This is a genomic window from Nocardiopsis sp. NPDC006139 (assembly GCF_040614155.1).
GTDB lineage: Bacteria > Actinomycetota > Actinomycetes > Streptosporangiales > Streptosporangiaceae > Nocardiopsis > Nocardiopsis changdeensis.
The window spans coordinates 83,192-108,054 of the sequence record NZ_JBEXTT010000003.1; the positions used below are offsets into that span (position 1 = coordinate 83,192).

Here is a 24,863-nt window from a genome sequence, read left to right on the forward strand (position 1 = left end):
TCAGCCGGCCTGGCGCTTCTCCAGCGCCTCCATGGCGGCGACGGCGGTGGCCACCGTCTGGTGGACGGGGACCTGGCGGTGCAGGCCGACCAGGCGGACGACCTTGGTGACGCGTTCGTTGAGGGCCGCCAGCGCCAGCGCCCCGTCCCGCTCGCGGACGGTGCGGTAGGCGTTGATGATGACGTTGAGGCCGCTCGAGTCCATGAAGTCGAGCCCCGACATGTCCAGGATCAGCCACGGGCCGTGGTCGTCGATCGCGGACCGGACGTGCTCCTGGAGGTCGTTGGTGGTCGCGATGTCGAGCTCGCCCTCGACCGCGACGATGACGCTGCGGCTTTCCACCCTTGTGCTCAGTCCGAGCCTGTGCACGTTCACTCCTCCCGACCCCACGTTGAGAAGGCGAGGGGTCCCTTCGCTTAACCATACGCAGGCGCGCGGGCCGCGCCCACCGGGTCCGCCCCCACTCCCACGGGGCCGGCCGACCGGGGAGGGAAGCAACGTGCGCGTCCGCGTGTCCGGTAAGTCGTTGGACACACACGGTATAAGCCGCGCGGGCGTTCGGGAATGGCATCTCGGAAGAAATTTTCGCCTCGGGGGCACGAACCCTCCGCGGCCTGCCCGAAATCGCCCGTTGACTCTAGGTCATTTCACGATATGAGACCCATTACTCCCGGAGCTCCCGGAGCCCGGCTCCGCGGACCGCCCGGCGGCCCCCGCCCCGGGCTCCGCCGGCGGTTCCGCCGCCCCTCCGGCATCACTCTCGGTGAACAGCGAGAGGAGCCCGTCGGCCGCGAGCGTGGCCGTGGTCTCCCCCGACCGCACCTCCCGCTCCAGCTCCGGGATGCGCGCCGCCACCTCCGGGTGCCGCAGGAACGCGTCCATCAGGCGGTCGCGGACCCGGTCCCACATCCAGCTGACCCGCTGTCCGCTGCGCCGCTCGGCCAGCGCCCCGTCGTCCTCCAGCACCTTGCGGTGCTCGCGGACGGTGTCCCACACCTCGCCCAGGCCCTCGCCGGTGAGCCCGCTGCACGTGAGCACCGGCGGCCGCCACCGCGGGTGGACCGGCTGCAGCAGCCGCAGCGCCCGCGACAGCTCCCGGGCCGCCTTGCGGGCGTCCTCGGCGTGCGGGCCGTCGGCCTTGTTGACCGCGACCACGTCCACCAGCTCCAGCACGCCCTTCTTGATGCCCTGGAGCTGGTCGCCGGTGCGGGCCAGGGTGAGGAACAGGAAGCAGTCGACCATCGCGGCGACCGCCACCTCGGACTGGCCCACCCCCACGGTCTCCACCAGCACCACGTCGAACCCGGCCGCCTCCATGAGCAGCATGGTCTCCCGGGTCGCCCGCGCCACCCCGCCCAGGGTCCCGGCGGTCGGCGAGGGGCGGATGAACGCGTTCGGGTCCACCGCCAGGCGCGCCATCCGGGTCTTGTCGCCCAGGATGCTGCCGCCCGAGCGGGTGGAGGAGGGGTCCACGGCCAGCACCGCGACCCGGTGGCCCTCCCCCGTCAGCCGGGTGCCCAGCGCGTCGATGAACGTGGACTTGCCCACCCCCGGCACACCGGTGATGCCCACCCGGTGGGCGCCGCCGGTGTGCGGGAGCAGGCGCACCAGCAGGTCCTGGGCGTCGCGGGCGTGGTCGGGGCGGCGCGACTCCACCAGGGTGATCGCCCGCGCCAGGGTGGGCCGGTGCCCGGCCAGCACCCCCTCGGCCAGCGCGGCCACGTCCACCGGCCTGCGCGGTCGTGTCCGCCGCACGCCCGCCTCCTCGTCTGTCATCGGTTCCGCGTCCCCGTCCGACCGTCGTACCCCGGACGCCGCCCGCGACTCCGGCCGGCCCGGGCGGCCCCGCCGGCGCGCCCTGCTCCGGGAGCGCCGCTCACTCCTGCTCCAGCCGGGCCTCCAGCCGGTCGAGCAGGTCGACGGCCGCCTCGGCGATGACCGTGCCCGGCGGGAAGATCGCCGCGGCCCCGGCCTCGAGCAGGGCGTCGAAGTCCTGCGGGGGGACGACCCCGCCGACCACGATCATGATGTCCTCGCGGTCCAGTTTGGCCAGCTCCTCCCGCAGCGCGGGCACCAGCGTGAGGTGCCCCGCCGCCAGCGACGACACCCCCACCACGTGCACGTCGGCCTCGACCGCCTGGACGGCGACCTCCTCCGGGGTCTGGAACAGCGGGCCCACGTCCACGTCGAAGCCCAGGTCGGCGAACGCCGTCGCGATGACCTTCTGGCCGCGGTCGTGGCCGTCCTGGCCCATCTTCGCCACCAGGATGCGGGGGCGGCGCCCCTCGTCCTCGGTGAACTCCTCCACCCGGCGGGTCACCCGCTCCATGAGATCCGCCGCGTCCGCGCTGCCCGCCGCCTCGTTCCGGTACACACCCTGGATGGTACGGATCTGACCGGAGTGGCGGCCGAACACCTTCTCCATCGCGTCGGAGATCTCGCCGACGGTGGCCTTGGCGCGGGCCGCGTCCACGGCCGCCGCCAGCAGGTTGCCGGTGAGGTCGGCGTCGGCCCTGGACTCGCGCCCGGCCGCCGCGGTGAGGGCGTCCAGGGCGGCGCGCACCGCGTCCTCGTCGCGTTCGGCGCGCAGGCGGCGCAGCTTGTCGAGCTGGCTGGCGCGTACCCTGGAGTTCTCGACCTTGAGGACGTCGATGGCCTGCTCGCTGTCGGGCCGGTACTTGTTGACGCCGATGACGGGCTGGCGCCCGGAGTCGATGCGCGCCTGGGTGCGGGCGGCCGCCTCCTCGATGCGCATCTTGGGCAGCCCCGCGTCGATGGCCGCGGCCATGCCGCCCGCCTTCTCGACTTCCGTGATGTGGCCCCAGGCCTTGGCCGCCAGCTCCTGCGTGAGCCGCTCCACGTAGTAGCTGCCGCCCCACGGGTCGACCGACCGGGTGGTGCCGGACTCCTGCTGGAGGAGGAGCTGGGTGTTGCGGGCGATGCGCGCCGAGAAGTCGGTGGGCAGCGCCAGCGCCTCGTCCAGGGCGTTGGTGTGCAGAGACTGGGTGTGGCCCTGGGTGGCGGCCATCGCCTCCACGCAGGTGCGGGCCACGTTGTTGAACACGTCCTGGGCGGTCAGCGACCAGCCCGAGGTCTGGGAGTGGGTGCGCAGGCTCAGCGACTTGTCCCGGACCGCGCCCAGGTCCCTGACCAGCCGCGCCCACAGCAGGCGGGCGGCGCGCAGCTTGGCGACCTCCATGAAGAAGTTCATGCCGATCGCCCAGAAGAACGACAGCCGCGGCGCGAACACGTCCACGTCCAGGCCGGAGCGCTGCCCGGCGCGGATGTACTCCACGCCGTCGGCCAGCGTGTACGCCAGCTCCAGGTCGGCGGTGGCCCCCGCCTCCTGCATGTGGTAGCCGGAGATGGAGATGGAGTTGAACCGCGGCATCCGCTGCGAGGTGTAGGCGAAGATGTCGGAGATGATCCGCATCGACGGCTGCGGCGGGTAGATGTAGGTGTTCCGGACCATGAACTCCTTGAGGATGTCGTTCTGGATGGTCCCGGACAGCTTCTCCGGCGGGACGCCCTGCTCCTCGGCGGCGACGATGTACAGCGCCAGGACCGGCAGGACCGCGCCGTTCATGGTCATGGACACGCTCATCCGGTCCAGCGGGATGCCGTCGAACAGCCGGCGCATGTCGTAGATGGAGTCGATGGCCACGCCCGCCATGCCCACGTCGCCCGCCACGCGCGGGTGGTCGGAGTCGTAGCCGCGGTGGGTGGCCAGGTCGAAGGCGACCGACAGGCCCTTCTGCCCGGCCGCCAGGTTGCGGCGGTAGAAGGCGTTGGACTCCTCCGCCGTGGAGAAGCCCGCGTACTGGCGGATGGTCCACGGCTGGTTGACGTACATGGTCGGGTAGGGGCCGCGCAGGTACGGCGGGATGCCGGGGAGGCCGTCGACGAAGTCCAGGCCCGCGCGGTCCGCCGGGGTGTAGAGCGGCTTGACGGCGATGCCCTCGGGGGTCTCCCACTCCAGGGCGTCGGGGGCCTTGCCTGTGGCGGCCTCGACGGCGGCGGCCCAGGCGGCGCCGTCGCCGGAGGGCTCCGGCTCGCCGGGGGCCACGGTGGACAGGTCGGGGATCATGCTTCCTCCCCCTTCGGGGCCGTCAGGTCGACGAGTTCGGTGAGGAGGGCGACGGCGTCGCACCCCTGGTGCAGGAAGGCGTCCACCCCGAGTTCGCGCGGGGCGCCCGCCAGCAGGACGCGTTCGGCGCCCGCGTCCCGCAGTGCCGCGACCACGGAGGGGGCGTGCTCGGCGTAGAGCTTCTCGGAGGAGCACAGCACGGCCACCCGCAGGCCGGACTCCGCGAAGGCGCGCGCGGCGTCGTCGGCGGACTCCAGCGGGCCGGGCTGGTGGGCGGCGATCCCGCCCGCGGCCAGCAGGTTGGCGGCGAAGGAGGCCCGGGCGGTGTGCGCGGCGACCGGGCCCAGGGTGGCCAGGAAGGCGGTGGGCCGGTCGGGGGCGGCGTCCGCGCGGTCGCGCAGCTCCTCGAAGTCGCCCGCGTAGCGGCGCAGCGGGAACCAGGATTCGTGTTCGGGGAGGGGTTCGCGCTCCAGCGGCTCCTCGGCGAGGTTCGGGAACTCGCTCACCCCGGTCAGCGGGGCGCGGCGGTGCGCCAGGTCGGCGCGGCGGCGCTCCCAGATACCGTCGACGCGTTCGCGCAGCCAGCCGTCCTCGACGACCTCGGCGGCACCGCCGCAGGCCTCGATCTCCTGGAGGAACGCCCATCCGGCCAGGTAGAGGTCGCGGGTGAGCGCCTCCACGTGGAAGGAGCCGCCGGCGGGGTCGGCCACCCGGGCCAGGTTCGACTCCTCGATGAGGAGGGCCTGGGTGTTGCGGGCGACCCGGCGGGCGAAGTCGTCGGACAGGCCCACAGCGGCGTCGTAGGGCAGGACGGTGACGGCGTCGGCCCCGCCGACCCCGGCGGCGAAGCAGGCCACGGTGGTGCGCAGCATGTTCACGTGCGGGTCGCGGCGGGTCAGCATCGCCTCGGAGGTGACCGCGTGGACGCGCATGGTGCGGCGGTGGGCGGGGACGCCGCCGACCTCCAGCACCCGGTTCCACATGGCGCGGAGGGCGCGGAGCCCGGCGATGCCCGCGAACTGGTCGGCGTTGACCGCGATCCGGAACTCGATGCGCCCGGCGGCGTCGGCGACGTCCATCCCGGCGGCGGCCAGGGCGCGCAGCAGCGCGGTCCCGGAGGCGACGGCCCAGCCCAGGCTCTGGCCGTCGGAGCCGCCCGCGTTGTGCACGAGGGTGGCGTCGGCGGTCACCAGGCCCAGGCCCGGGCGGTCCCGGGCGCGGTCGGCCGCGAACCGGGCGGCGTCCATGACGTCGGGGCGGGCCCCGGCGCGGGCGGCCGCGGTGAGGGGGTCGATGCCCAGGTGGGAGATGATCCGGGCGTCGGGGACCCCGGCGTCGGCGTGGACGCGCAGCAGGGCGTCGGCGGCCTCCCGGTAGGCGGCGCCGGGCTCCAGGACCACGGGGGCGAGGTCGAGGTAGACGTCGGTCAGGGCGGCGTCCAGGCGGTCGGCGGGCAGGTGGCCGTCGCCGACGGCGATCCACAGGGAGGAGACGCCGTTCATCAGGTCGGTGTGGGCGCGGCGGCGCAGCACCTCGGGGTCGGACTCCAGGTAGCGGGCGCGCACGTCCCAGCCGCCGATGGCCGCCGGCCGGTAGCCGCGGGTGAAGGGGGCCAGCCCGGGGTGGCCGGGGTCGGCGGCGGGCGGCTCGGAGGTGGCCAGGGGCGCGATGTCGAAGCCGTCGTAGGTGCGGGTGGCCAGCACGGCCTCGGGGCGTTCGGCGAGGCGTTCCTCGGGCACGCCGCTCTTGCGCAGTACTCCGGCGACCAGCTCCCGCCACCGGTCAGGGGTGGCGACCGGGAAACCCTCGGCGAGGTCGGGGGCGCCGGATCCGGCGGCGCCGCTCTCTTGGACGTCCATACTCCGGATGGTAGAGAACGGGATTCGGTGACGGGGCGCCGGGGTGTGGCCCAGGGCACGTGCGGACGCAGACGTGACCGTTGCCCGGGCATTCGATGACCGGAGGGCGGTGCCCCCGTGTGAACCGGCGGGGCGGGCCCGGCGTTATACCGCTGGAAAGAACGGTGCCCGGCCCGGGACCGGCGGAGTCGGAGGAGCGTACGGCGATGGCCTGGAACAGAACCCGTCCGCGGGCGTCGGCCGAGGGCCGCTGATGCCCTTCACCCCGGCCCACGTGGCGGCCGTCCTGCCCTTCGCCCGCACCCGGCTGCCGACCGCCGCGCTGGTCGTCGGCGCCATGGCGCCCGACCTCCCGTACTACCTGCCGGTGCCGGTGGGGGCGTCCACGACCCACTTCCCGCTGGGGCTGCCGCTGGTCGTGCTCCTGGGCGGGGCGGTGTGGGCCTGCTGGACGTACGCGCTGCGGGCGCCCCTGGCCGCGCTGGTCGGGCGCGAGGCGGGGCCGCCGCCCGCCCCGAGCGCTCGGGGCGCGGCCCGGGGCGCGGCGGCGATCGCGGTGGGCGCGCTCACGCACATGGTGTGGGACGCGTTCACGCACCCGGGCGGCGCGGGGGTCCAGCTCCTCCCGGTGCTCCAGACGCCCGTGGTGGAGCCGCACAAGCTCTACAACGTGCTGATGTACGCCAGCTCGGTGCTGGGGCTGGCGGCGGTCGCGTGGTGGGTCCTCCGGGACCGGCCGGCCGTCCGGGCCCGCTGGGTCCCGCTCGCGGCGATCGCCGCCTGCGCCCTGGTGGGCGGCGCGGTGTCCCGCCTGGCGGCGGGCGACGCGCTCGCCAGTGGCTACGACCTCGTGCGGGTCGTCCTCCTGGGGGCCGTGCCGGGCGCGGGGGCGGGGGCGGCCGCCTGGAGCCTGTACTGGTGGGCCCGCCGGTGGCGGGAGCGGGGGAACGCGTGAGCCCCCGGGATCACTGCCGGGGGCGCTGCCTCGGCGTGTACGAGGTGGTGAACCACACCCCGACCAGTAGGGCCGCCCCCATCACGACCAGCGCGATCGCCCACGAGGCGACCGGGGCCGTGGCCGCCTCGCACATCTCGTGCGGCAGGACGGCGGGCATGCCCGAGCCGTCCAGGGACGAGTAGCCGAACCACCCGTAGGAGGTCCCGTCGCCGTACAGGGGCGACCACCAGCCCGCCCCGCACCGGCCACTGGGGATCAGCCCGAGGGCCGCTCCGCCGGCGATCAGGGCGGCGGCCACGGTGCGGACGATCTGGGTGGGGGTCATGGTTCTCTCCTCGGAGCCGGGGGGTGGCACCCCGTACTCTTCCGCATTCCGGTCGGGGAGGGGGAAACGAGGTGCCTGCGGGCGCCACCGGGCACCATCGCCCCGGCCGGCTCCCCTCCGGACCGGCCTGCCTCCGGGACGGCCGGGAACGGGTTCCACCTGCTTGTACCCTGAAGCGGAGCGTCGGTCCCGGCACCGCCGCCCCGCCCCGTCCCCCGGACCCGAGCCCGCAGGCGCACGCCGCGCGGCCGTCCGCGGAAGAGCCGGGGCCGCCACGGAACAAGGGGAGGTACAACGGTGACCACGTGGAGCACCGCCGACATCGAGGAGGCGGCTCGCGTGCTGCGCGCCGGCGGACTGGTGGCGCTGCCCACCGAGACCGTCTACGGTCTCGGCGCGAACGCCGAGGACCCGGACGCCGTCACGAGCACCTTCAAGGTGAAGGGGCGCCCTCCGTCGCACCCGCTCATCCTCCACATCGGTTCCGCCGCGCGGCTCGGCGACTGGGTCCGGGAGGTCCCGGACACGGCCCGTGTGCTGGCCGAGCGCTTCTGGCCGGGACCGCTCACGCTGGTCCTGAGGCGGGGCCCGCGCGTGCCCCTGGAGGTGACCGGCGGGCTGGAGACGGTGGCCGTCCGCGTGCCCGACCACCCCGCCGCGCTCGCGCTGCTCGACGCCTTCGGCGGGGGCGTCACGGCTCCGTCCGCGAACCGCTTCGGCTCGGTCAGCCCCACGACGGCAGGGCACGTCCGCGAGGAGCTGGGGTCCGACGTCGGCTTCGTGCTGGACGGGGGCCCCTGCCAGGTGGGCGTCGAGTCGACCATCGTCGACGTCACGGGCGAGACGCCGAGCATCCTGCGGCCGGGAGGCGTCACCAGGGAGGCCCTCGAAGAGGCGCTGGGGCGCCCGGTCGCGGCGCCCTCGGCGAGCCCGGTGCGGGTGCCGGGCCAGCACCCCTCGCACTACGCGCCGCGCGCACGGGTCGTCCTGGTCGCGCCGGACGAGGTGGCGGGGGAGGCCGAGCGGCTGAGGAAGCAGGGGAACGGGGTCGGGATCCTGCTGCCCCCCGGGTCTGGGGAGGCCCCCGCCGGAGCGCACGCCGTCGTCGCCGTCCCCGGTTCCATGGCCGAGTACGCGCGCGGCCTCTACGGGTTCCTGCGCGAACTCGACGGGAGCGGGTGCGACGTCATCGTGGCCTCCCTGCCGTCCGAGGAGGGGCTGGGGTTCGCGATCGCCAACCGGCTGCGCCGCGCCGCCGGGCCCCGGCCGTCCGCACAGGGGTGAACGCCCTCGGCGGCCGGTCCGGCCGCCGGGACACCCCCGCCGTCAGTGGCGGGCGTCGCGCCAGGGCTGGGGGAGGGCGCCGCCGCGGCTGAGGTGGCGGTGCAGGGCCTCGAAGGCCCGGTCGGCGGCACGGAGCAGCGCGGCGGTGTCGGCATCGGGGTCGGCGGCGTCGCGGAGGAGCGAGGAGAGCAGGTCGAAGAGTTCGTCGGCCCGCTCCCGCTGGAGGCGGGTGGCGGGCCGGCCGCACCGGGCGGGGCGGGTGTCGGTGTGGGCGGGCATGACGGGCTTCCTTCCGGGGTCTTCGGGTGCAGGGGAGCGTCGGCGCCGGGGCAGCGGGGGCTGTTCCGCCGGGCGCGGGCGCGGGATCGACGGTGTGCGGGGGCGGGTGAGGCGGATGAACTCGGCCCAGGTGAGGGGTTCGTCGGCGTTCACAGCCGCCCCAGGAGTTCGGAGACGAGTCGACGGGCGAGGTCGTCCTCGGCGCCCTGGCGGGCGAGGGGGATGGTGATGCCCGGTTCACCGGGCATCGACCGCCACCACTGTTGGTCAGTCAGGCGGACGGTGACCCGCCTGCCGTCGTAGTCCGCGCGAACGGAGAGGGGGAGGTCGCCGTCCGTCGAGGCGATCCCCCGGCGGCGCAGCGCCGAACGCAGCGCCAGCACTGCCACTTCGTTGTCCGAGTCCAAGTGCCCTGCGACGGGCCTGTGGGTTCCGATCATGAATCCAGCGTCGGGTCTCCCAGCCTGGTCTCACAGCGAATTCCAAGAATCCCAGATGCTCCCGGCATCCCTGCCGGTATCTTTCCTGCATGACCCCCGGCATATTCGCAGAGGCTTTGACCGCTGCTCGGGAAGCGGCGGGATTGACGCAGACCCAGCTCGCGAGATCAGCTAATTTGTCGCTTTCCTCCCTGAATAGGTGGGAAAACTCGGGCTCACTGCCCAAGCGGGAGAACGCCGAGGCACTCGACCGCATCCTGGGATGCGATGGCACCCTGCTGGCCAGGCACCAGGAGGCGAAGGACGGCTTCAGCATCCCGGTTTGGGCGAGGTCGTTGTCTCGCATCGAGCCGGAGGCACGCGCTGCCACGGTCATCTCCCCAGGCATGGTTCCCGGCTACCTCCAGTGCCCCTCGCTAGCGTCGTTGCTGTTCCGCGCCGCACGCCCCTGGATGACCGAAGAGGAGGTAACGAGACTTACTGCACTTCGATGCGAACGACTGCACCAACTGCCGAAGCTTCGGGTGACAGCCGTCTTTCCTCTCTTTGTGTTGGACGCACTCCCCCGAGAGATTCAGGTCGAACAAGCAAAAGCCCTGCTTGACTGGATCGAGACGGGTCGAGTGATCGTGCACCTGGTGCCCCGCGGCTCCATCCTGCTCGTACCAGGTAGCGCCACAACGGTCTTCCATCTGGCCGGTGATGACGTGGCGGTCGTCGGGGACTGGTCACGCGGTACGGTGATCGCTGAGCGGAGTGATCATTCGGCGCTGCTCGGCATGGTCTCCTCGGCACTCGCCGCCGCTCTCCCCTCCCGGGAGACCACCGCAGCATTGAAGGAACTACTGTGAACGACTCTTGGTTCAAATCGACTTATTCGGGTGACTCCCCCAACTGCGCGGAGTGCCGGATGCAGTCGGACATGGTGGCTCTACGGGACACGAAGAATCGCGAAGCCGGACACCTCACCTTCCCCTCCTCGGAGTGGCTCGCGGCCCTCGCCGCTGAAAAGTAACCACCCCCACGCAAGGCCCCGGGCGACCACTCGGGGCCTTCGCCATGCGTGGACGGCCACTTGTGGGGGGATACTCCAGGCGACCCGCATACCCCCTCCCTCTGGAGCGTCGATGAAGTCCTCGACCGACTGGCACAAGAGCAGCTACAGCTCTACAGGGGCGAACTGCGTGGAGACCCGGGAGCACACCTGCGGTGCGGATGTCCGCGACACCCAGAACCGAGCCGCCGGACACCTCACCTTCCCCTCCTCGGAGTGGCTCGCGGCCCTCGCCGCTGAGAAGTAACCACCTCCGCACACCAGGAACCGCCCTCACCGAAGCACCACAGCGTGTCAGGTAGACGGTAGCCACACCTTTCCCTGCAGTACTCGTCGAAAGTCCGAGGCCTCTTGAGAGGTACACCGATGAACGAGATCTGGAAGAAGTCGCCGTACAGCCCGAACAGTGGGAACTGCGTCGAGTGCAGGTGGACTGCGGAGGCAGTTGAGGCACGCGACACCAAGAACCGCGAAGCCGGACAGCTCTCCTTCGGCCCCTCCGAGTGGCTCGCGGCCCTGGCGACCGAGAAGTAACCACGCTCATGCAAGGCCCCGGGCGACCGCCCGGGGCCTTTGCCAAGCGTGGATGGCTGCCTCCAAGGGAATACTCCAGGTGGCCCCACACCCCCCTTGGAGCGGCGATGAAGTCTTCGCCTGAGTGGCACAAGTCGAGTTACAGCGGAGCCTCCGCGAACTGCGTGGAGATCCGCGAGTCCTCCGAACGCATCGATGTCCGCGACACCCGGAACCGCGAAGCAGGCCACCTCACCTTCCCTTCCTCGGAGTGGCTCTCAGCCCTGGCAGCCGAGAGGTGACCACCCCCGCACAAGTCCCCCGGGCACCGACACGGGGCCTTCGTCATCCGTGGATGGCCACCCAGGAGGGGATGCCCCGGACAGCCCGCATTTCCCACCCTCTGGAGCGCCAATGACGTTCTCGGCCGAGTGGCACAAGTCCTCGTACAGCAGCGGCAACAACGAATGTGTGGAGACACGGGAACATGTAGCGGGTGCTGACATCCGCGACACCCAGAACCGGGACACCGGGCACCTCACCTTCCCCTCCTCCGAATGGGTCGCGGCCCTCGCCGCTGAGAAGTAACCACGCTCATACAAGGCCCCGGGTGACCAGCGTCCGGGGCCTTTTCCAAGCGTGGATGGCCGCCTGCAAGGGAATACTTCAGGTGGCCCCGCCCCCTCTCCTTGGAGTGGCGATGAAGTCTTCGCCCGAGTGGCACAAGTCGAGTTACAGCGGATCCTCTGCGAACTGTGTGGAGGTTCGCGAGTCCTCCGAGCACATCGATGTCCGCGACACCCAGAACCGGGACACCGGGCACCTCTCCTTCGGCCTCTCCGAGTGGACGGCGGCCGTGGCAGCCGAAAGGTGACCACATTCGGGTAACAGCACGAAGCCTTCGTCATGCGTGGATGGCCACCCTCAAGGGGATGGCCCAGACAGCCCACACACCCCCTCCCCCTGGAGCGGCAATGAAGTCCTCGATCGAGTGGCACAAGTCGAGTTACAGCGGCTCGTCTTCAAACTGCGTGGAGACACGGGAACATGCAGCGGGCGCCGACGTCCGCGACACCCGGAACCGCGAGGCCGGACACCTCACCTTCCCCTCCTCCGAGTGGCTCGCGGCCCTCGCCGCTGAGAAGTGACCGCCTCCGCACGCCGGGCAGATGATCGCCGCGCCTTTCCGCGCCACATTCATGGAAAGCCCGAAGCCTCCCGAGGGGTACACCGATGAACGAGACCTGGAAGAAGTCGACGTACAGCCCCAACGGTTCCGACTGCGTCGAATGCCGCTACGGGGACGGCGCAGCCGGGATGCGCGACACCAAGCACCGGGACGCCGGACACCTCACCTTCGGCCCCTCCGAGTGGGTCGCAGCCCTGGCGGCCCAGAAGTAGCCACCCAGCACAAGGCCCCGGACGGCCGTCCGGGGCCTTTGCCATGCACACGCCTTCGCGAAACCACCCGGGACTTCACCACGACCACGCACATAAAGTTCAAACCGGACTTATTTCGCCTATCCCCGAAAAAGCTCTCCCCTCTCCACCAACAACCCCCTGACCTGCACCAATACCAAAGCGCACAACTTCTTCGGCAATCCGTCCGAAAAATGTGCACGCAGCCCTCAGGTTGCCCTATTCTGGCCCCACAACCGAAAAACCCGTGACCCCGCGACGCCTACAAGCGCCCGGGGTCGTGGCCAGCAATTCACACCTTGAACCAAAGGATTGCCAGCGTGAGCCAGTTTAGTGCCGCGCTCTTCCGGGCTGCCCTCGGGCTCCTGCGAGCGCTGTTCACCTCTCCCTGCGGCCGCCACCACCGGCGCCGCTCCTCCCGGGTCCGCCGCTACGCCGCGAACCCCGGCCCCGCCGTCCGCCCCCTGCCGTCCGCCGCACCGCGCCTGGCCGAGCCGCGCGAGACCTTCCCCGCCGACGACCTCCCCCTCGTCAGGCCCTACTACACCGCCCACGAACAGGCCCGTGCCCGGTCCCGCGCCCACTCCCGCGCCCAGGCCGAGGCCACCGCCCGGCTGGAGCGGTGGACCGCACCCCGCATCCCCGCCCCCAGGATCGGAGAGGGCGACCTGCTCGCCCCCACCCCGCCCCCGGTCACGTTCGACGACCTCGCCGACGCGGTACGGCGCTGGCAGGCCCAGCAAACCCGGCAGGCCCAGCAGACCCATCCGGCCCCTCAGGACCGCAGGAGCACCGCGGGGGTGGGCGCATGACCCCGGCACGGCTGTGGACCCACCGCCTCTATCCCGGCGACCTCGCCCGGCTCTCCCAGGTCCGCCGCGACCTGCGGGCCGACCTGCACGGCTTCGACCCCGACACGGCCGACACGCTCGTCCTGTGCGGCAGCGAACTGTTCGCCAACTGCGTCAAGTACACCGCCTCCGGCCGGGACGGCGGAGTGATCCGGACCCTGTGGTCCGCGGACGACCGCTCACTGACCCTGGGCTTCACCGACGACGGGCTCGGCGGCGGCATCCCCGCCATCCCCAGAGCGCGCACGTCCGACGAATGGGGCCGGGCCGAGGGCCAGCGCGGCCTCCTCATGGTCGAGGAGTTGTCCACAGCCTGGGGATACTCGCCGGTCTGTCCGTTCGGCGACCTCGGCACCCACACCTGGGCCACCTTCACCCTCGCACGGTGACCCCGCGCCCGGGCTCCCCGCACGCCGGGGAGCCCGGTGCCGCCGGGCCGCCCCGACCGGCGGTGCTCACCGGCCCTTCCGGCCCGGCCCGCCCTTCCCGCCTTTCCCGCCCGGCCCGCCCTTCCCGCCCTCCGCGGGCCCCGACCTCCACAGGTCCGGATTCCGCCAGGCGAAGCGCCCCAGGAAGGCCAGACCCATGAACACCATGAACCCGAAGTACCCGGTGAGGGCCAGCCGCCCCCTCCTGCCCGCCGGGTCCCCGGCCAGGTCCAGGGACGCCGCCCGGTCCGGCTCGGCGGGGTCGTAGGCGACCGTGACCCGGTCCCCCGCCTCGGGCTCCGGCTGGAGCACGCCGGCCACCGCTGAGATGTACCGCGCACCGTCGACCGTGTAGACGACCTCCACGGTGACCTTCGGGCCGCCCATCCCCGGCTGCCCGGACCCGGCCTCCGTCCGGACCCGCACCACCTCCGCCTCCGCCCGGCCGGAGTAATCGGGATAGGCGTCCGTGTCCGGTGTGTTCACCCATACCGCCAGGGCGACCGCCAATGCGGCCACCACCAGTACGGGCACGATCGCGAGCAGCCGGTCGCGCGTGCGGAACTCTCGTCCGGGGGGTTCGAGGGGTTCGGGAGGCATGACCTCCGCCGTGCCCCCGCACTCCGGGCCGAAACCCGTGGCACCGCGCGGGCGCGGTCAGAAGGCCAGGACCTCCCCGTCCTCGGGCACCAGGACCCTGTCGGCGATCCCGTGTGCGGCCACCAGGGACCGCACGTCGGCCCGGGTGACCGGGCAGTGGTTCAGCGCCTCCAGGTGCACGGCCACGATCCGCGCCCGCGGGGCCAGCCGGTGGACCTCCACCACATCCCGGGCGCCCATGATGAGCGGGCCGACGGAGCCGATCCACCCCTCCCCGGTGTTGAGCACCACGACGTCGGGGTCGTGCCGCTCCAGGGCCGCGGGGACGTCGTCGGTGAGGACCGTGTCCCCCGCGAAGTACACCACCGGCTCCCCCGGGTGGCTCACCACGACGCCCATGACCTGGCCGAGTTCCTCCCCGATGGCCTCCATGGCCTCCTCCGAACCGTGCCTGCCGCCGGTGCGGATGAAGACGGTGCCGTCGACCGTGACCGGCTCGTCGAGGACCCGCACGTCGGTGAAGCCCTCCTTCGCGATGGCCCCTGCGTCCGCGGCGTGCTGGACCAGGACGGGGACGCCGCGCGGCAGCAGTGAAGCAGCCGCGGCGTCCCAGTGGTCGGAATGGGTGTGGGTGACCACCACGACGTCCGGGGACAGCAGGTCGGCCAGGGGCACGACCAGGTCCACGAGCGGGTTGCGCTCGGTGCCGCCCCTGGTGTTGGGCACCCCCTCCCTGGACCCCCGGGCCCCCAGCATCGGGTCGACCAGGACGGTCTTCCCGCCCACCCGGAGTACGGCCGTGGCGTTGCGGACGTGGGTCATCTCCATCGCTTCACGCTCCCTCTCCCGGACGCGGGCTGCTTTTCCGTGCAGAAGTTAGGGCAAGACGAGGGGAAGGACAACGTGTCACCGCGGGCCCGGTCCGGCCACCGGGCGCGGGCGGCACCGCCGCTGCCGCCCGCGCCCGGCGCCGGGGAGCCCCCTGCCTCGGGGAACGCCCGGCCCCGACCCCGGGGAACCCGCGCCCGCCCCTGCTGGCGGGAGGGTGGGCGACGCCTCGGAGACGCCCGGGGCTGCGCCGGCGCGCCCGGTCGAGCGCGGACCCCGCCGGGAGCGGACCGGCCGCTGCGGGAGCAAGGCCCCCGGGTCGCCCGGCTCGCGCATCCGGGTGCGCGAGCCGCTCCGCGCGACCGTGGCCGACGGCCCGTCCGGCGCCGCCGAGCGGGTCCGGTCCCCGGAACCCGTCGGTGCGGGAGCCGTCCGACCGGTCCGTGACCGGGAATCGAACTCTCCCCGGCTCCGAGGAGAACCCGCCCGTTCCCGTGCCCGGCGCGGGCGGGGTTCCGGAAGACTCGTGGCGGGCCCGGTGGAAAACCGGGTGGCCCGCCGGGGGAGGCCCCTCGTCGGCGGGTATGCCGTGCTCGACTCGGTGGAGCGATCGGAAGGCTCACGTGAACGCGCTGGTGGTCGCCGCCCTGGTGGCGGGATTCGTACTGTTGGTCGCAGGAGGGGAGGCACTCGTCCGGGGTGCGGGCTCACTGGCCCGGACACTGGGGATGTCGTCGCTGGTCGTGGGCCTGACCGTGGTGTCGTTCACGACGTCGGCACCGGAACTGGCGGTCAGCACCGACGCCGCCCTGACCGGCTACGCCGGGCTGGCCGTGGGCAACGTGGTCGGCAGCAACATCGCCAACATCCTGCTCGTGCTGGGCGCGTCGGCGCTGTTCGTGCCCCTGCTGGTGAACTCCCAGGTCGTGCGCGCCGACATCCCCGTGATGGTGGTGCTGTCGGTGGTGGCGCTGCTGATGGCGCTGGACGGCAACCTGGGCATGCTCGACGGCGCCCTGCTGTTCGCGGCCCTGGTGGTCTACGTGGCCGTCACGGTGGTCGCCTCGCGCAGGCGCGCGGCCGAGGACCCGGAGCCCGGGCGGGAGGGCGCCGAGGACGCCGAGGGCGCCCAGGGCCCCGAGGGCACGGTCCGCACGGCGTCGCGCGCGCGGTCGGTCGTGCGGGACCTGGTGCTGGTGGTCGTGGGAACGGCCCTGCTGGTGGTGGGGGCGCGGCTGCTCGTGTACGGGGCGAGCGCGATCGCGACCGCGCTGGGCGTGAGCGACCTGCTGATCGGGCTGACCGTGGTGGCGGTCGGCACGTCGCTGCCCGAACTGGTGACCTGTGTCGTCGCCGTGGTGCGGGGCGAGCGCGACATGGCGGTGGGCAACATCGTGGGCAGCAACGTGTTCAACCTCGGCGCCGTGCTCGGCCTGGCGGCCGTGGTGGCCCCCGGCGGGATCGAGGTCGCGGCGTCGGCGCTTCGGTTCGACCTGCCGGTCATGGTGGCGGTGGCCCTGGTGCTGCTGCCGATCGCCCTGACCGGGTCGGACGTGTCCCGCTGGGAGGGAGCGCTGCTGGTCGGCTTCTACATCGCCTACATCGCGTACCTGGTGCTGACGGCCACGGAGCACGCCGCCCTGGAGCCGCTCAGCGCCGCGATGCTGTGGTTCGTCATCCCGCTCACCGCGCTGTGGCTGGCGGTGGCGGCGGTCCACGAGCTGAAGAGGCGGCGCGGGAAGAGGAGGGCCGCGAGCGCGCCCGACCCGCAGGACGGGGTGGCGGCGCCGGAACCGCGGTGACCGCCGGGGCGGGGAGGCGGCGCCCTCCCCGCCCGGCGGTCAGCCGCAGTTGGTGCCGTTGCGGACGATCCAGTCGTCGCCGATCCGGCCGCCCCAGTCCACGCACTGGCCCGCGGCCGAGAGGTACACCGGGCCCGCGTACTCGGTGAAGTCGCCCGGGTCGGTCTGCCAGGAGGTGCCGCCGCTCTGCTTGAGCGCCGCGTCCATGGCGATCCGGGGGCCCGGGGAGGAGCGGACCACCACCACGCAGTTCTTGCCGTTGGAGCCGTTGTAGGTGAGGAACACCGTCCCGCCCGGGATCGCCGCCTCGTTGACCTTGCCGTACCCGCTGCCGCACTGGCCGCCGTAGGCGACCGCGCCGACCGGGGCCGGACCGGCGACGGTGACGACCAGGGCCAGCCCCAGCGCGGCCGCGACGCGGCCGGTGATCTTCTTCATCGTTCCTCGCTCGTTCGCCCGGGTCACCACGGCGGGGTCCCGGTGCCGCTGGTCCGGTGCTGCTCGACCAGGCGTGTGATGGTGACGGTGCCGTCGGCCGCCGTCGTGTAGGTGACCTCGGCCCTGACGGTCCGGCCGCCCTGGTTCGCGTAGCCGGTGAGCGCGGACGGGCTGGAGGGCACCGACCCCGCGCTGCCGTTGCCGACGCTCCCGCCCTGGCTCTGGCAGAAGCTCCAGGCGCACACCACGTCGGCGCCGTCGAGCCGGGCGTACACGGCCGCCCCGCCGTCCGGCTGGAACGCGACGACGTGCTCCCCGGAGGGGCGCGCGCCCGCGGCGGCCACCCCGGCGCCGACTAGCCCGGTGGACGTGGCGGAGGTGCCGCCGCCCTCCTCCTCTTCCCCGCCGCCGTCCCCTGCTTCGGCCTCCTCCGACGGGGACTCGGACGGCTCCCCGGAGGGGGACTCGGAGGGCTTCGGCTCGTTCCCGGCCCCCGGGCGGCGGTCACCGCCCGTGCCCGCCTCCTCGGCCGGGACGTCGTCGGCGACGACCTGCGTGTCCCAGCTCCGGGCCAGCACCACCCCGCCGAAGGTCGCGCCGGCGAGCAGCAGCAGGGCGCCCGCCACCGCACCGGCGACCGCGAGCCCGCGCTTGGCCCGCCCGCCGCCCGGCCTCGGGGCGATGGCGAACACCTGCTCCGGGGCGGCCGGCACCCCCTGCCAGTTCTCGTCGACGACGGTGGCCATCGCGCCGTCCACCGCCTCGGGCGTCCCCGCCGGGGGCCTGCCCCGGCCCGGACCGCTGAGGGCGAACACCCCCTCCACCAGGCGCATCGCGTCGGGACGCTGCCCCGCCTCCTTGGCCAGGGCCCAGCGGGCGAGGTCGGCCAGCGGCCCGGTGAACCCGTCCATGTCGGGCTCGCCGCTGATCACCCGGTGGGCCACCACCGCGGGGTCGCCGGTCCCGAACGGCTGCCGCCCGGTGGCGGCGAAGGCCATCAGCGCACCCCAGGCGAAGACGTCGTCGGCGGTACTGGCGGGCCTGCCCCGGTAGTGGTCCGGGCTGATCCACCCCGGCGAGCCCACGATGGACCCGGTCCGGGTGAGCGCCGTCTGGTCCACGGCGCGGGCCACACCGAAGTCCAGCACGCGCGGGCCCTCCGGGGAGAGCACGACGTTGGCGGGCTTGAGGTCGCGGTGGGCGATGCCCACCGCGTGGATGCGCACCAGGGCCTCGGCGACACCCGCCGCCAGGCCCAGCAGCAGCCGCTCCGGCAGGGGGCCGTGTTCGCGCACGTAGTCGCCGAGGGTCAGGCCCCGCACCAGGGGGGTGACCAGCCAGGGGCGCTCGGCCGCGGTGTCGGCGGCCAGCAGCGGCACCGCGCAGGCGCCGCCGACCCGGTGCAGCAGCTCGACCTCGCGGGCGAACCTGGCGCGGAAGTCGGGGTCGGCGGAGTACTCGGGATGGATGAGCTTGACCGCGACCAGGCCGCCCGCGGCGTCGTGGGCCGCGTAGACCACCCCCATGCCGCCGGCGCCCAGCCTCTTGAGGGGCCGGTAGGGGCCGATCCGCTCGGGGTCGGCGGGGGTCAGGTCGGTCGCGGTCGCGGGGAGCGAGGCGACGTTCTGTGCAGAGCGCATGGGATCCACGGGTGAAGGGAGAGTGGGGACACGTCCCACACGGGCACCAGGAGGCTCAGGGGTACCGGGGGGACATGTGACCACCGCATCTTAACCACCGGGTCCGACCCGGACCGTGACGAGTGCGGACGGAACGAACGGATCCCGCCTCGGTGACCGAAATCGGTCACCGAGGCGGGGTCCGGGGGCGGGGGACGCCGGTCAGGAGGCGGGGGGTGCCGGTCAGGGGACGGAGGCCTCTTTCAGGAGGGCTTGCGGCCCTTCTCCGCGCCGCCGCCCGCGCGGCCGGGTCGGGGCACCGGTCAAGGAGCGGAGCCCTCTTCCAGGAGGCCCCGCGGCCACTCGATCTCCTCACGGCGCACATGCGCGGCCGGAGCGGGGGCACCGGTCAGGAGGGGCTGCTCCCCTTGCGGCGTTCCTGCGCCCGGAAGATCCGGCTTTTCTCCGCGTTCTTCCGGGCGTTCGGGTCGACCTTCGCGTTCGCGTACCTGGTGAACTCGCGGAGCGGGGAATCCTCGCTCACCACCTGGCGACCGGACTTCGGGTAGATGACCGACGTGGGCGGGTCGCCCAGGTCCTCCGCACCCCTGCCGGCCTCTTCTCCGCCACCGCGCTTACTACCTCGTGCCATCTCCCCGTTTCCTTTCTGAAGAGCCCGGTCGAAGGGGCTTCCCCCGGGGGCAGGCGGGGTCGGCCGTGCGGCCGGTGCGGCATGTTAACAGGGCGCCGATTCCCTTGGGGAGAGACGGAGGCGGGTTTTGAGGAACCTCTGAGCTCCGTCCGGCGACCGGTCCGCGCTTCCCCGCTCAGCGGGTGTGTACTAGGCTCGCCGCAGCGTTGCCGGGCACCGTGCCCCGCCCCGGAACCACCTCCCCCTCCCCGCCCGCGCAGCGGTCGGCCCGCGCAGGCGTCGCCCCGGGCCGCCCGGGTCCCGACCCGATCCCCCTCCGCGCGCCGCCGGTCGGAGGGGACCGCCGCCGTCCAGGAGGGATCCCATGCTCGGTCAGGGCCGCCGCCGTGTGCCGCCACCCCCGGTTCCCGGGATGCGCTCCCTGACCACCATCCGCCTCGGCGACGCCTCGCTGCTCTGGCAGGCCGAGCCCGAATCGGGCGAGCCGCCCTTCGCGGTGAAGCTGCTGCGCCCGTCGCCCGACACCGGGCGGCCGGACGAGGTGGGCCTGTGGGAGGAGTTCTCCGCCACCGATGGCGTGCAACCCCTGCTGTTCTCCGGTGTCACCGACGAGGGCCGCCCCTATGCGGTGACGGAACTGCGCCCGGAGGGCGACTACGGCCAGGCCCTGGCGCGCGGCGAGCACCTCTCCGTGGACGAGGTCGTGGCCGCGGGCGAGGCCGTGGCGGGGGCGCTGGCCGCGATGCACGCCGCCGGGTTCCTGCACCACGCGGTGCGCCCGGACCACATCCTGCACGGCGAGCCGGGTCCCGCCCTCGTGGACTTCGGCTCGGCGCTGCCCCTGGACCACCCGTTCCCGCCGGTGTACTACACGCGCCGGGACCTGCACCACACGCCGCCCGAGGAGCTGCGCGGAGAGGCGCCCTCCCCGGCGTCCGACGTGTTCCGGCTGGCCTCGACCCTGTGGACGCTCCTGGACGGGCGGCCCCCGTTCGACCCGGACGCGGACGGGGAGGAGCCCCTGTCGGAGTACCGGGACCGGATCCTGTCCGCCGCCGTCGGGGACATGCGGCGGGAGGACGTCCCAGAGTGGCTGCGGGCGGTCCTGCGCCGGGCGCTGGACCCGGACCCCGCGCTGCGGACGGCGACCGCCGAGGAGTTCGCGGCCGCGCTGGCCGCGCGCCAGGGCCCGCTAAGCGGGGAGGCGCCGGAGTCCGCGGACGGCGACGGCCCCCCGGAGGGAGCCGACGAGGCGCAGGAGCCCCGCGCGGCAGTGCCCGACGCTGATGATGGTTATCCCGAGGAGGCTGAAGGGGCCGCTGCCCCCGAAGCCGAGGGGGCGCAGGGGGCCGACGAGGCACAGGAGACACCAGAGCCCCGCGCGACGACGTCCGACGCGGACGACGGATACCCGGATGAGGCGGAGGCGGAAACCGCTCCCCTGGCTGCTGAGGAACCCGCCTGGTGGGAGGAGGACGAGGAACCGCACCCCCTACAGTCCCCCGCCGCCCGAGCGGACGCAGCCTCCCGGGCGGAGTCCGCTCCCGACCCCGACGCCGACGACGGGTACCCCGACGAGGCGGAGGCGGAGACCGCTCCCCTGCCCGCCGAGGAACCCGCCTGGTGGGAGGAGGACGAGGAACCGCAATCCCTGCCGTCCCCTGCCACCGGAACGGAAGCGGCCGCCCGGACAGACTCCGATCCCGACTCCGACGATGACGGCTACCCGGACGACGGGTACCCCGACGACGACACGAGCGCGGAGGCCGGAGTCCCCGGGACCCTCCGCGCGCGGCGGGCCGCCGTCCTTCCGGAGGCCGATGGGCCCGGCCCCGCCGACCAGGAGGAGACAGAGCCGCTCGGCGCCCTCGGCACCGCGAGCGGTCCCGCGCGGCCCGACTCCGGCACGTCGGCGACGGGCGCTCCCCGTCCGCCCGCGCCGCCCCGGCCCTCGGCCGCCGCCACCGGGCCTTCGACGGCCCCTACTGCGGCGTACAGCGCGCCCGCGCCGAGTACGGGGACCGAGGCGGGCGCCTCCGCGTCGACCACTCCCCTCAGCCCTTCGACGGCCCCCGCCGCAGCGCACACCACGCCGGCACCGGGCACGGGCACGAAGGCGAACGCCCCCGCTCCCACCGCCCCACTGTCGGGCTCCCCCGCGCCGACACGGCGCGACCCGGGGCCTGCTCCGGCGCCGCCGTTCCGGCCGTCGCCGGCTCCCCGGCCCACCGCACCCCCCGCGCCCGCCTTCGGCACCGGCGGCCCGGACCGCTTCGCGCCGCCGTACCCCGACCTGGCTCCGGAACCGCCGCGGGAACGCCGGTTCGGCGCCCTCGTCGGACCGGTCCTCGTCGGCCTGCTGGCCGTCGTGGTGGTGGTGGCGGGCATCACCGTGCTGGTGCGGGGCATGGGCGGGGACGACTCCCCGTCCGCCTCCCCGGAGGCGGGGTCGGAGTCCTCCGGCGGCCCGGAGGCCGGGGCCTCGGCGCCCCCGGCCGACGACCCCGCCGTGGCGCTGGCCCCCGCGGACGTGGCGCTCACCGACGACCTCGTGGCCGTGTCGCTGACCTGGACGGACAACACCGGCGGCGAGAGCGCGCACGTGGTGGTCGGCGGCCCCGCCGACACCCGGGGAACGTCGATGGCCCGCACCGAGGCGGGCGAGTCCTCGGTGGAGATCTCCGGCCTCAACCCTGAGGTGGAGTACTGCTTCCAGGTGGTCGCCGTCCACTCGACCGAGGTCCTGGCCCCCTCCGAGGAGGTCTGCACCGACCGCGCCGCGGGCGACGGGGCCTGACGGCCCTCCCGTGACAACGAGCGCCCCCGTGCCCGGGCAGACCCGCAGGAAGCCCGCCGATCCGGAACCGCACAGCGAGAAAAAACCGCATTCCCTCACTTTCCGAGACCCCTTTCGCCTTCGCGAAATGGGCGGCGGCTCCCGAGGGATCTCCATCGCGGTGTGATCAGGTCATCGGCACATCCCACAACGGGGGCGAAAAAGCTTCGACCAGGCCGAACCCTGCACACCGACATAGAACAACCCATTGCGTGACGCGCATCACATTCTACCCCTGGCGCCGCGGCTCTAGGCTGTCCCGGTGTACAGCGGCGATCGGATCCGGGGAACGAGGAGGCCATGGGTGCACTGATCGGCTCACTGCCGAGCTGGCTGCAAATGCTCTACCTTTCCTACGGCATCATTTCCGGGATGTCGCTCATGATCGTTTTCACGATTCGGTCATCGGTCGACGCCAAAACGGACATGAGCAAGAAGCTCCTGGTCAACGGGCCTCGGAAAAGGGACAAGAAGAAGAACTTCCCTGGCACCAAGACCAAGATCGGCTCCATGGACATCGTCCCCAAGAAGGAGCTGGACGAGCTCAAGCGCCAGGAGCAGGAGAAGAAGAGCGCCCTGCGCACCATGGAGGAGGAGAACAAGCAGGTCCAGCGCCACGCCGCGGACGCGAAGAACCAGGCCGCGGTCGTGGAGGGTGTCCTGAAGCGCTACCAGGGCGCCCAGGAGGACGGCAAGGCCCTGGAGAAGGAGCTGGGGCTGGACGCCCCCGCCGCGACACCCGGCGGACCCGGCCTCGTCGTCGTCCGCGGCAAGAACCAGGCGAGCGCCGTGCGGGCGGCACGGCAGGGCCCCCACCCCGAGGCCCCCGGCAGGAACCGCGGCGCGAGGCCCTCCCCGTGACCGGCCGGAGAACCGGCGTCCCGCGCCGCTCCGAGAACAAGGAGTGACCCCCATGCTCGATGAGCGCGTCCTGGCCCTGGCCGGTGTCGCCGCCCTCGTCCTGGTCGTGCAGGGCCTCCTGCACGCCTTCATGGCCGGACGCCGGGTCCACCTCCCCGAGGGAAGGCGCCTCCAGGACTTCCCGGATTCATCCGATGACCGGGAGAAACTCGACGCATACGCGGCGCACCTGCTGGAAAGGAGCCGCGCCCTCTCGGAGGGCGCCGCTCCGGAACCCGGCCCCGAGGCGGCCGCGCGCGTCCGCCCGCCCTCGCCCGCCCCTCTCCCCGGAGCCTGGTCGGGCGCCTGGGTCTGGGCCGGCCTCGTCCTGTTGATCGGTGTCTGCGCCCTCGCCGGGTGGTAAGAGGAGAAGATCGGAACATTGGGCACTCTGTTCACCGCACTCATGACGGTGGCCTTCACCGTCCTCATGGGGAGCATCACCACCCAGCTCCGGAACACGCTGAAAATGGCGGCGACGAGGCGCCAGGAGAACTACCTCGCCGCGCTCAACAGCCCCACCGAGAAGCGGCAGATCCAGGACAGGATCGAGGACCTGGACCGCAAACCGGAGGAGATCGCCGCCGACAACCGGGCCAAGCTGGACGAGCAGTCGGCCTCCACCAACAAGCTCTTCCAGATGGGCAACGAGATCGAGCGGGTGCGGGAGTCCCACCACGAGAGGATCGCGAAGCTGGAGGGCAAGGGCGTCGCCAGGGTCGTCTTCGACCTCACCGACGCGGGTGTCCGGATGGACTCGGCCTCCGGGACCATCCGGAGCGCCATCGACGACCGGAACCGCCGGGCCGAGTCGGGTCAGGACACCTCGCAGATCGACCTCGAACTGCGTGCGCAGGCCGCCATCGGCCTGGTGTCGGAAAGGTACGAGCTGCGGCCGGACGCCCCCCTCTCGCCCCAGGGGAAGATCCGGGCCGAACGGTACCTGCGAGAGCTGAACAACCTGAACCCCGTCAGCGACGACCTGCTCCGCGACGCCCTGGAGGTGCGGCCCGAGCGCGTCGCCCGGGCGCTGGCCCGGCACGGGCTCACCGACTCGGTCAGCCGGAGTGTGACGACGTCCCCGCAGATGGGCACCCGTTCCCGGCTCGGTCCGGCACGCGGTGTCGTGGCGGCGCTCCAGCAGAACTCCGGCGCCTCGACCGACCCCGCCGCCATCCCCCGGCTGCCCACGTCCACCACGACCGCGCGGACCACCGGTCAGGGCCCCGCCTCCGGGCGGACCGCGACCCCCTAGAGGAACGAACGCACGACATGGCTCTACTTCTCTGCATCCTCGCGGGCGCCCTCGTCTTCACCCGGTCGGTGCGGCGGATCCTGGACCACGGCCTGGACGTCCCCGAGGCGCTCACCCGGCTGGAGGCCGAACGGGCGCGGACGGAGGCGTCCCTGGCCGCGCTGGGCCGGGCCGAGGCCCTGCTGAACGAGGCGGCCTCCTCCGCGGCGAACGGCGCCGCGGCGGCCGCGGCGCTGGAACGCGCGGACCGGGAGCTCGCCGCCTACCCGGCCGAGGGGGACCGGGCGGCCGAGGCCGTGGCGGCACGGCTGCCCGGCAGGCACGCGGCCGCGCGCCTCGCCCGGGTGGCGGACTTCGTCCTGGCCGCCGCGGGGGCGGCCCTGGTGGTCGTCGGCGGGGTCCTGGGCTTCGTTCTCATCCCCTAGCCCCTCCCCGC

The 24,863-nt window shown here is 73.3% G+C and carries 31 protein-coding genes; 19 read left to right on the forward strand and 12 right to left on the reverse strand.

Annotated features, from left to right (window positions below):
- The 4 genes from ABZ249_RS04715 to ABZ249_RS04730 form a co-directional block, all read right to left on the reverse strand.
- A complete protein-coding gene (locus tag ABZ249_RS04715; protein WP_073380538.1) occupies window positions 1–369 on the reverse strand; it encodes an STAS domain-containing protein in 369 nt (122 codons plus the stop codon).
- A gap of 273 nt (window positions 370–642) precedes the next feature.
- Window positions 643–1,776 (reverse strand): methylmalonyl Co-A mutase-associated GTPase MeaB, encoded by a 1,134-nt coding sequence (gene meaB, locus ABZ249_RS04720; protein WP_220564484.1) that lies wholly within the window; start codon window positions 1,774–1,776, stop codon window positions 643–645.
- A gap of 100 nt (window positions 1,777–1,876) precedes the next feature.
- Window positions 1,877–4,087 carry a methylmalonyl-CoA mutase gene (scpA, locus tag ABZ249_RS04725; RefSeq protein ID WP_355257286.1) on the reverse strand — a complete coding sequence of 737 codons (2,211 nt, stop codon included), beginning with the start codon at window positions 4,085–4,087 and terminating at the stop codon, window positions 1,877–1,879.
- Window positions 4,084–5,946, reverse strand: a complete 1,863-nt coding sequence (locus ABZ249_RS04730) for a methylmalonyl-CoA mutase family protein (protein WP_355257289.1) — start codon at window positions 5,944–5,946, stop codon at window positions 4,084–4,086. The genes scpA and ABZ249_RS04730 overlap by 4 nt, the downstream gene beginning before the upstream one ends.
- Before the next feature lie 253 nt (window positions 5,947–6,199).
- Here ABZ249_RS04730 and ABZ249_RS04735 point away from each other — a divergent pair, with 253 nt between their 5' ends.
- On the forward strand, window positions 6,200–6,901 hold the full coding sequence (locus ABZ249_RS04735; protein WP_355257292.1) for a DUF4184 family protein: 702 nt from the start codon (window positions 6,200–6,202) through the stop codon (window positions 6,899–6,901).
- 10 nt (window positions 6,902–6,911) lie between these two features.
- Here the strand turns inward: ABZ249_RS04735 and ABZ249_RS04740 are convergent, their stop codons facing one another.
- Complete coding sequence (locus ABZ249_RS04740) at window positions 6,912–7,229, reverse strand: hypothetical protein (protein ID WP_355257295.1); 318 nt, start codon at window positions 7,227–7,229, stop codon at window positions 6,912–6,914.
- 297 nt (window positions 7,230–7,526) lie between these two features.
- Here ABZ249_RS04740 and ABZ249_RS04745 point away from each other — a divergent pair, with 297 nt between their 5' ends.
- The gene (locus tag ABZ249_RS04745) at window positions 7,527–8,513 is read left to right on the forward strand and encodes an L-threonylcarbamoyladenylate synthase (protein ID WP_355257298.1); all 987 of its coding nucleotides are present in this window, start codon (window positions 7,527–7,529) and stop codon (window positions 8,511–8,513) included.
- 42 nt (window positions 8,514–8,555) lie between these two features.
- On the opposite strand, the gene ABZ249_RS04750 is transcribed toward ABZ249_RS04745, so the two are convergent.
- Window positions 8,556–8,792, reverse strand: coding sequence for a hypothetical protein (locus ABZ249_RS04750; RefSeq protein WP_220564470.1), 237 nt, complete (start codon window positions 8,790–8,792; stop codon window positions 8,556–8,558).
- Window positions 8,793–8,941: 149 nt separating this feature from the next.
- On the reverse strand, window positions 8,942–9,232 hold the full coding sequence (locus ABZ249_RS04755; protein ID WP_355257302.1) for a hypothetical protein: 291 nt from the start codon (window positions 9,230–9,232) through the stop codon (window positions 8,942–8,944).
- Window positions 9,233–9,321: 89 nt separating this feature from the next.
- Here ABZ249_RS04755 and ABZ249_RS04760 point away from each other — a divergent pair, with 89 nt between their 5' ends.
- From ABZ249_RS04760 to ABZ249_RS04810, 11 genes are all read left to right on the forward strand, one after another.
- Window positions 9,322–10,083 (forward strand): Scr1 family TA system antitoxin-like transcriptional regulator, encoded by a 762-nt coding sequence (locus ABZ249_RS04760; RefSeq protein ID WP_355257305.1) that lies wholly within the window; start codon window positions 9,322–9,324, stop codon window positions 10,081–10,083.
- The gene (locus tag ABZ249_RS04765; RefSeq protein ID WP_220564468.1) at window positions 10,080–10,247 is read left to right on the forward strand and encodes a DUF397 domain-containing protein; all 168 of its coding nucleotides are present in this window, start codon (window positions 10,080–10,082) and stop codon (window positions 10,245–10,247) included. Before ABZ249_RS04760 ends, ABZ249_RS04765 begins: the two co-directional genes overlap by 4 nt.
- Window positions 10,248–10,359: 112 nt before the next feature.
- A complete protein-coding gene (locus ABZ249_RS04770) occupies window positions 10,360–10,533 on the forward strand; it encodes a DUF397 domain-containing protein (RefSeq protein WP_355257308.1) in 174 nt (57 codons plus the stop codon).
- Window positions 10,534–10,652: 119 nt separating this feature from the next.
- Window positions 10,653–10,820: a DUF397 domain-containing protein gene (locus ABZ249_RS04775; RefSeq protein ID WP_355257311.1), complete on the forward strand. Its 168-nt coding sequence runs from the start codon at window positions 10,653–10,655 to the stop codon at window positions 10,818–10,820.
- Window positions 10,821–10,927: 107 nt separating this feature from the next.
- A complete protein-coding gene (locus tag ABZ249_RS04780) occupies window positions 10,928–11,101 on the forward strand; it encodes a DUF397 domain-containing protein (RefSeq protein WP_220564465.1) in 174 nt (57 codons plus the stop codon).
- 112 nt (window positions 11,102–11,213) lie between these two features.
- Window positions 11,214–11,387, forward strand: coding sequence for a DUF397 domain-containing protein (locus ABZ249_RS04785; RefSeq protein WP_355257316.1), 174 nt, complete (start codon window positions 11,214–11,216; stop codon window positions 11,385–11,387).
- Between the two features lie 112 nt (window positions 11,388–11,499).
- Complete coding sequence (locus ABZ249_RS04790) at window positions 11,500–11,673, forward strand: DUF397 domain-containing protein (protein WP_355257319.1); 174 nt, start codon at window positions 11,500–11,502, stop codon at window positions 11,671–11,673.
- 100 nt (window positions 11,674–11,773) lie between these two features.
- Window positions 11,774–11,947, forward strand: coding sequence for a DUF397 domain-containing protein (locus tag ABZ249_RS04795; protein ID WP_355257322.1), 174 nt, complete (start codon window positions 11,774–11,776; stop codon window positions 11,945–11,947).
- Window positions 11,948–12,032: 85 nt separating this feature from the next.
- Window positions 12,033–12,200 (forward strand): DUF397 domain-containing protein, encoded by a 168-nt coding sequence (locus ABZ249_RS04800; RefSeq protein ID WP_355257325.1) that lies wholly within the window; start codon window positions 12,033–12,035, stop codon window positions 12,198–12,200.
- Between the two features lie 338 nt (window positions 12,201–12,538).
- Entirely contained in the window at window positions 12,539–13,030 is a 492-nt protein-coding gene (locus ABZ249_RS04805; protein ID WP_355257328.1) for a hypothetical protein, read from the forward strand.
- The gene (locus ABZ249_RS04810) at window positions 13,027–13,458 is read left to right on the forward strand and encodes an ATP-binding protein (RefSeq protein WP_355257331.1); all 432 of its coding nucleotides are present in this window, start codon (window positions 13,027–13,029) and stop codon (window positions 13,456–13,458) included. The genes ABZ249_RS04805 and ABZ249_RS04810 overlap by 4 nt, the downstream gene beginning before the upstream one ends.
- A gap of 66 nt (window positions 13,459–13,524) precedes the next feature.
- Here the strand turns inward: ABZ249_RS04810 and ABZ249_RS04815 are convergent, their stop codons facing one another.
- Both ABZ249_RS04815 and ABZ249_RS04820 read right to left on the reverse strand, forming a co-directional pair.
- Entirely contained in the window at window positions 13,525–14,097 is a 573-nt protein-coding gene (locus ABZ249_RS04815) for a DUF3592 domain-containing protein (protein ID WP_355257334.1), read from the reverse strand.
- Window positions 14,098–14,154: 57 nt separating this feature from the next.
- The gene (locus ABZ249_RS04820) at window positions 14,155–14,925 is read right to left on the reverse strand and encodes an MBL fold metallo-hydrolase (protein ID WP_355257337.1); all 771 of its coding nucleotides are present in this window, start codon (window positions 14,923–14,925) and stop codon (window positions 14,155–14,157) included.
- A 623-nt stretch (window positions 14,926–15,548) separates the two neighbouring features.
- Here ABZ249_RS04820 and ABZ249_RS04825 point away from each other — a divergent pair.
- On the forward strand, window positions 15,549–16,727 hold the full coding sequence (locus ABZ249_RS04825) for a calcium/sodium antiporter (RefSeq protein WP_355257340.1): 1,179 nt from the start codon (window positions 15,549–15,551) through the stop codon (window positions 16,725–16,727).
- A 39-nt stretch (window positions 16,728–16,766) separates the two neighbouring features.
- Here ABZ249_RS04825 and ABZ249_RS04830 read toward each other — a convergent pair whose 3' ends face one another.
- From ABZ249_RS04830 to ABZ249_RS04840, 3 genes are all read right to left on the reverse strand, one after another.
- Complete coding sequence (locus tag ABZ249_RS04830) at window positions 16,767–17,165, reverse strand: spore-associated protein A (protein WP_355257343.1); 399 nt, start codon at window positions 17,163–17,165, stop codon at window positions 16,767–16,769.
- A 23-nt stretch (window positions 17,166–17,188) separates the two neighbouring features.
- Window positions 17,189–18,805: a serine/threonine-protein kinase gene (locus ABZ249_RS04835; RefSeq protein ID WP_355257346.1), complete on the reverse strand. Its 1,617-nt coding sequence runs from the start codon at window positions 18,803–18,805 to the stop codon at window positions 17,189–17,191.
- 388 nt (window positions 18,806–19,193) lie between these two features.
- Entirely contained in the window at window positions 19,194–19,436 is a 243-nt protein-coding gene (locus tag ABZ249_RS04840; protein ID WP_355257349.1) for a hypothetical protein, read from the reverse strand.
- Between the two features lie 412 nt (window positions 19,437–19,848).
- On the opposite strand from ABZ249_RS04840, the gene ABZ249_RS04845 reads away from it, so the two are divergent.
- The 5 genes from ABZ249_RS04845 to ABZ249_RS04865 all read left to right on the forward strand — a co-directional run bounded on the left by ABZ249_RS04845 (window position 19,849) and on the right by ABZ249_RS04865 (window position 24,852).
- Entirely contained in the window at window positions 19,849–22,233 is a 2,385-nt protein-coding gene (locus ABZ249_RS04845) for a serine/threonine protein kinase (RefSeq protein WP_355257352.1), read from the forward strand.
- 465 nt (window positions 22,234–22,698) lie between these two features.
- Window positions 22,699–23,133 (forward strand): hypothetical protein, encoded by a 435-nt coding sequence (locus ABZ249_RS04850; protein ID WP_355257355.1) that lies wholly within the window; start codon window positions 22,699–22,701, stop codon window positions 23,131–23,133.
- Window positions 23,134–23,185: 52 nt separating this feature from the next.
- Complete coding sequence (locus ABZ249_RS04855; protein ID WP_355257358.1) at window positions 23,186–23,536, forward strand: hypothetical protein; 351 nt, start codon at window positions 23,186–23,188, stop codon at window positions 23,534–23,536.
- An 18-nt stretch (window positions 23,537–23,554) separates the two neighbouring features.
- Complete coding sequence (locus ABZ249_RS04860; RefSeq protein WP_355257361.1) at window positions 23,555–24,427, forward strand: hypothetical protein; 873 nt, start codon at window positions 23,555–23,557, stop codon at window positions 24,425–24,427.
- 17 nt (window positions 24,428–24,444) lie between these two features.
- The gene (locus ABZ249_RS04865; RefSeq protein ID WP_355257364.1) at window positions 24,445–24,852 is read left to right on the forward strand and encodes a hypothetical protein; all 408 of its coding nucleotides are present in this window, start codon (window positions 24,445–24,447) and stop codon (window positions 24,850–24,852) included.
- The last annotated feature ends 11 nt before the right edge of the window (window positions 24,853–24,863 follow it).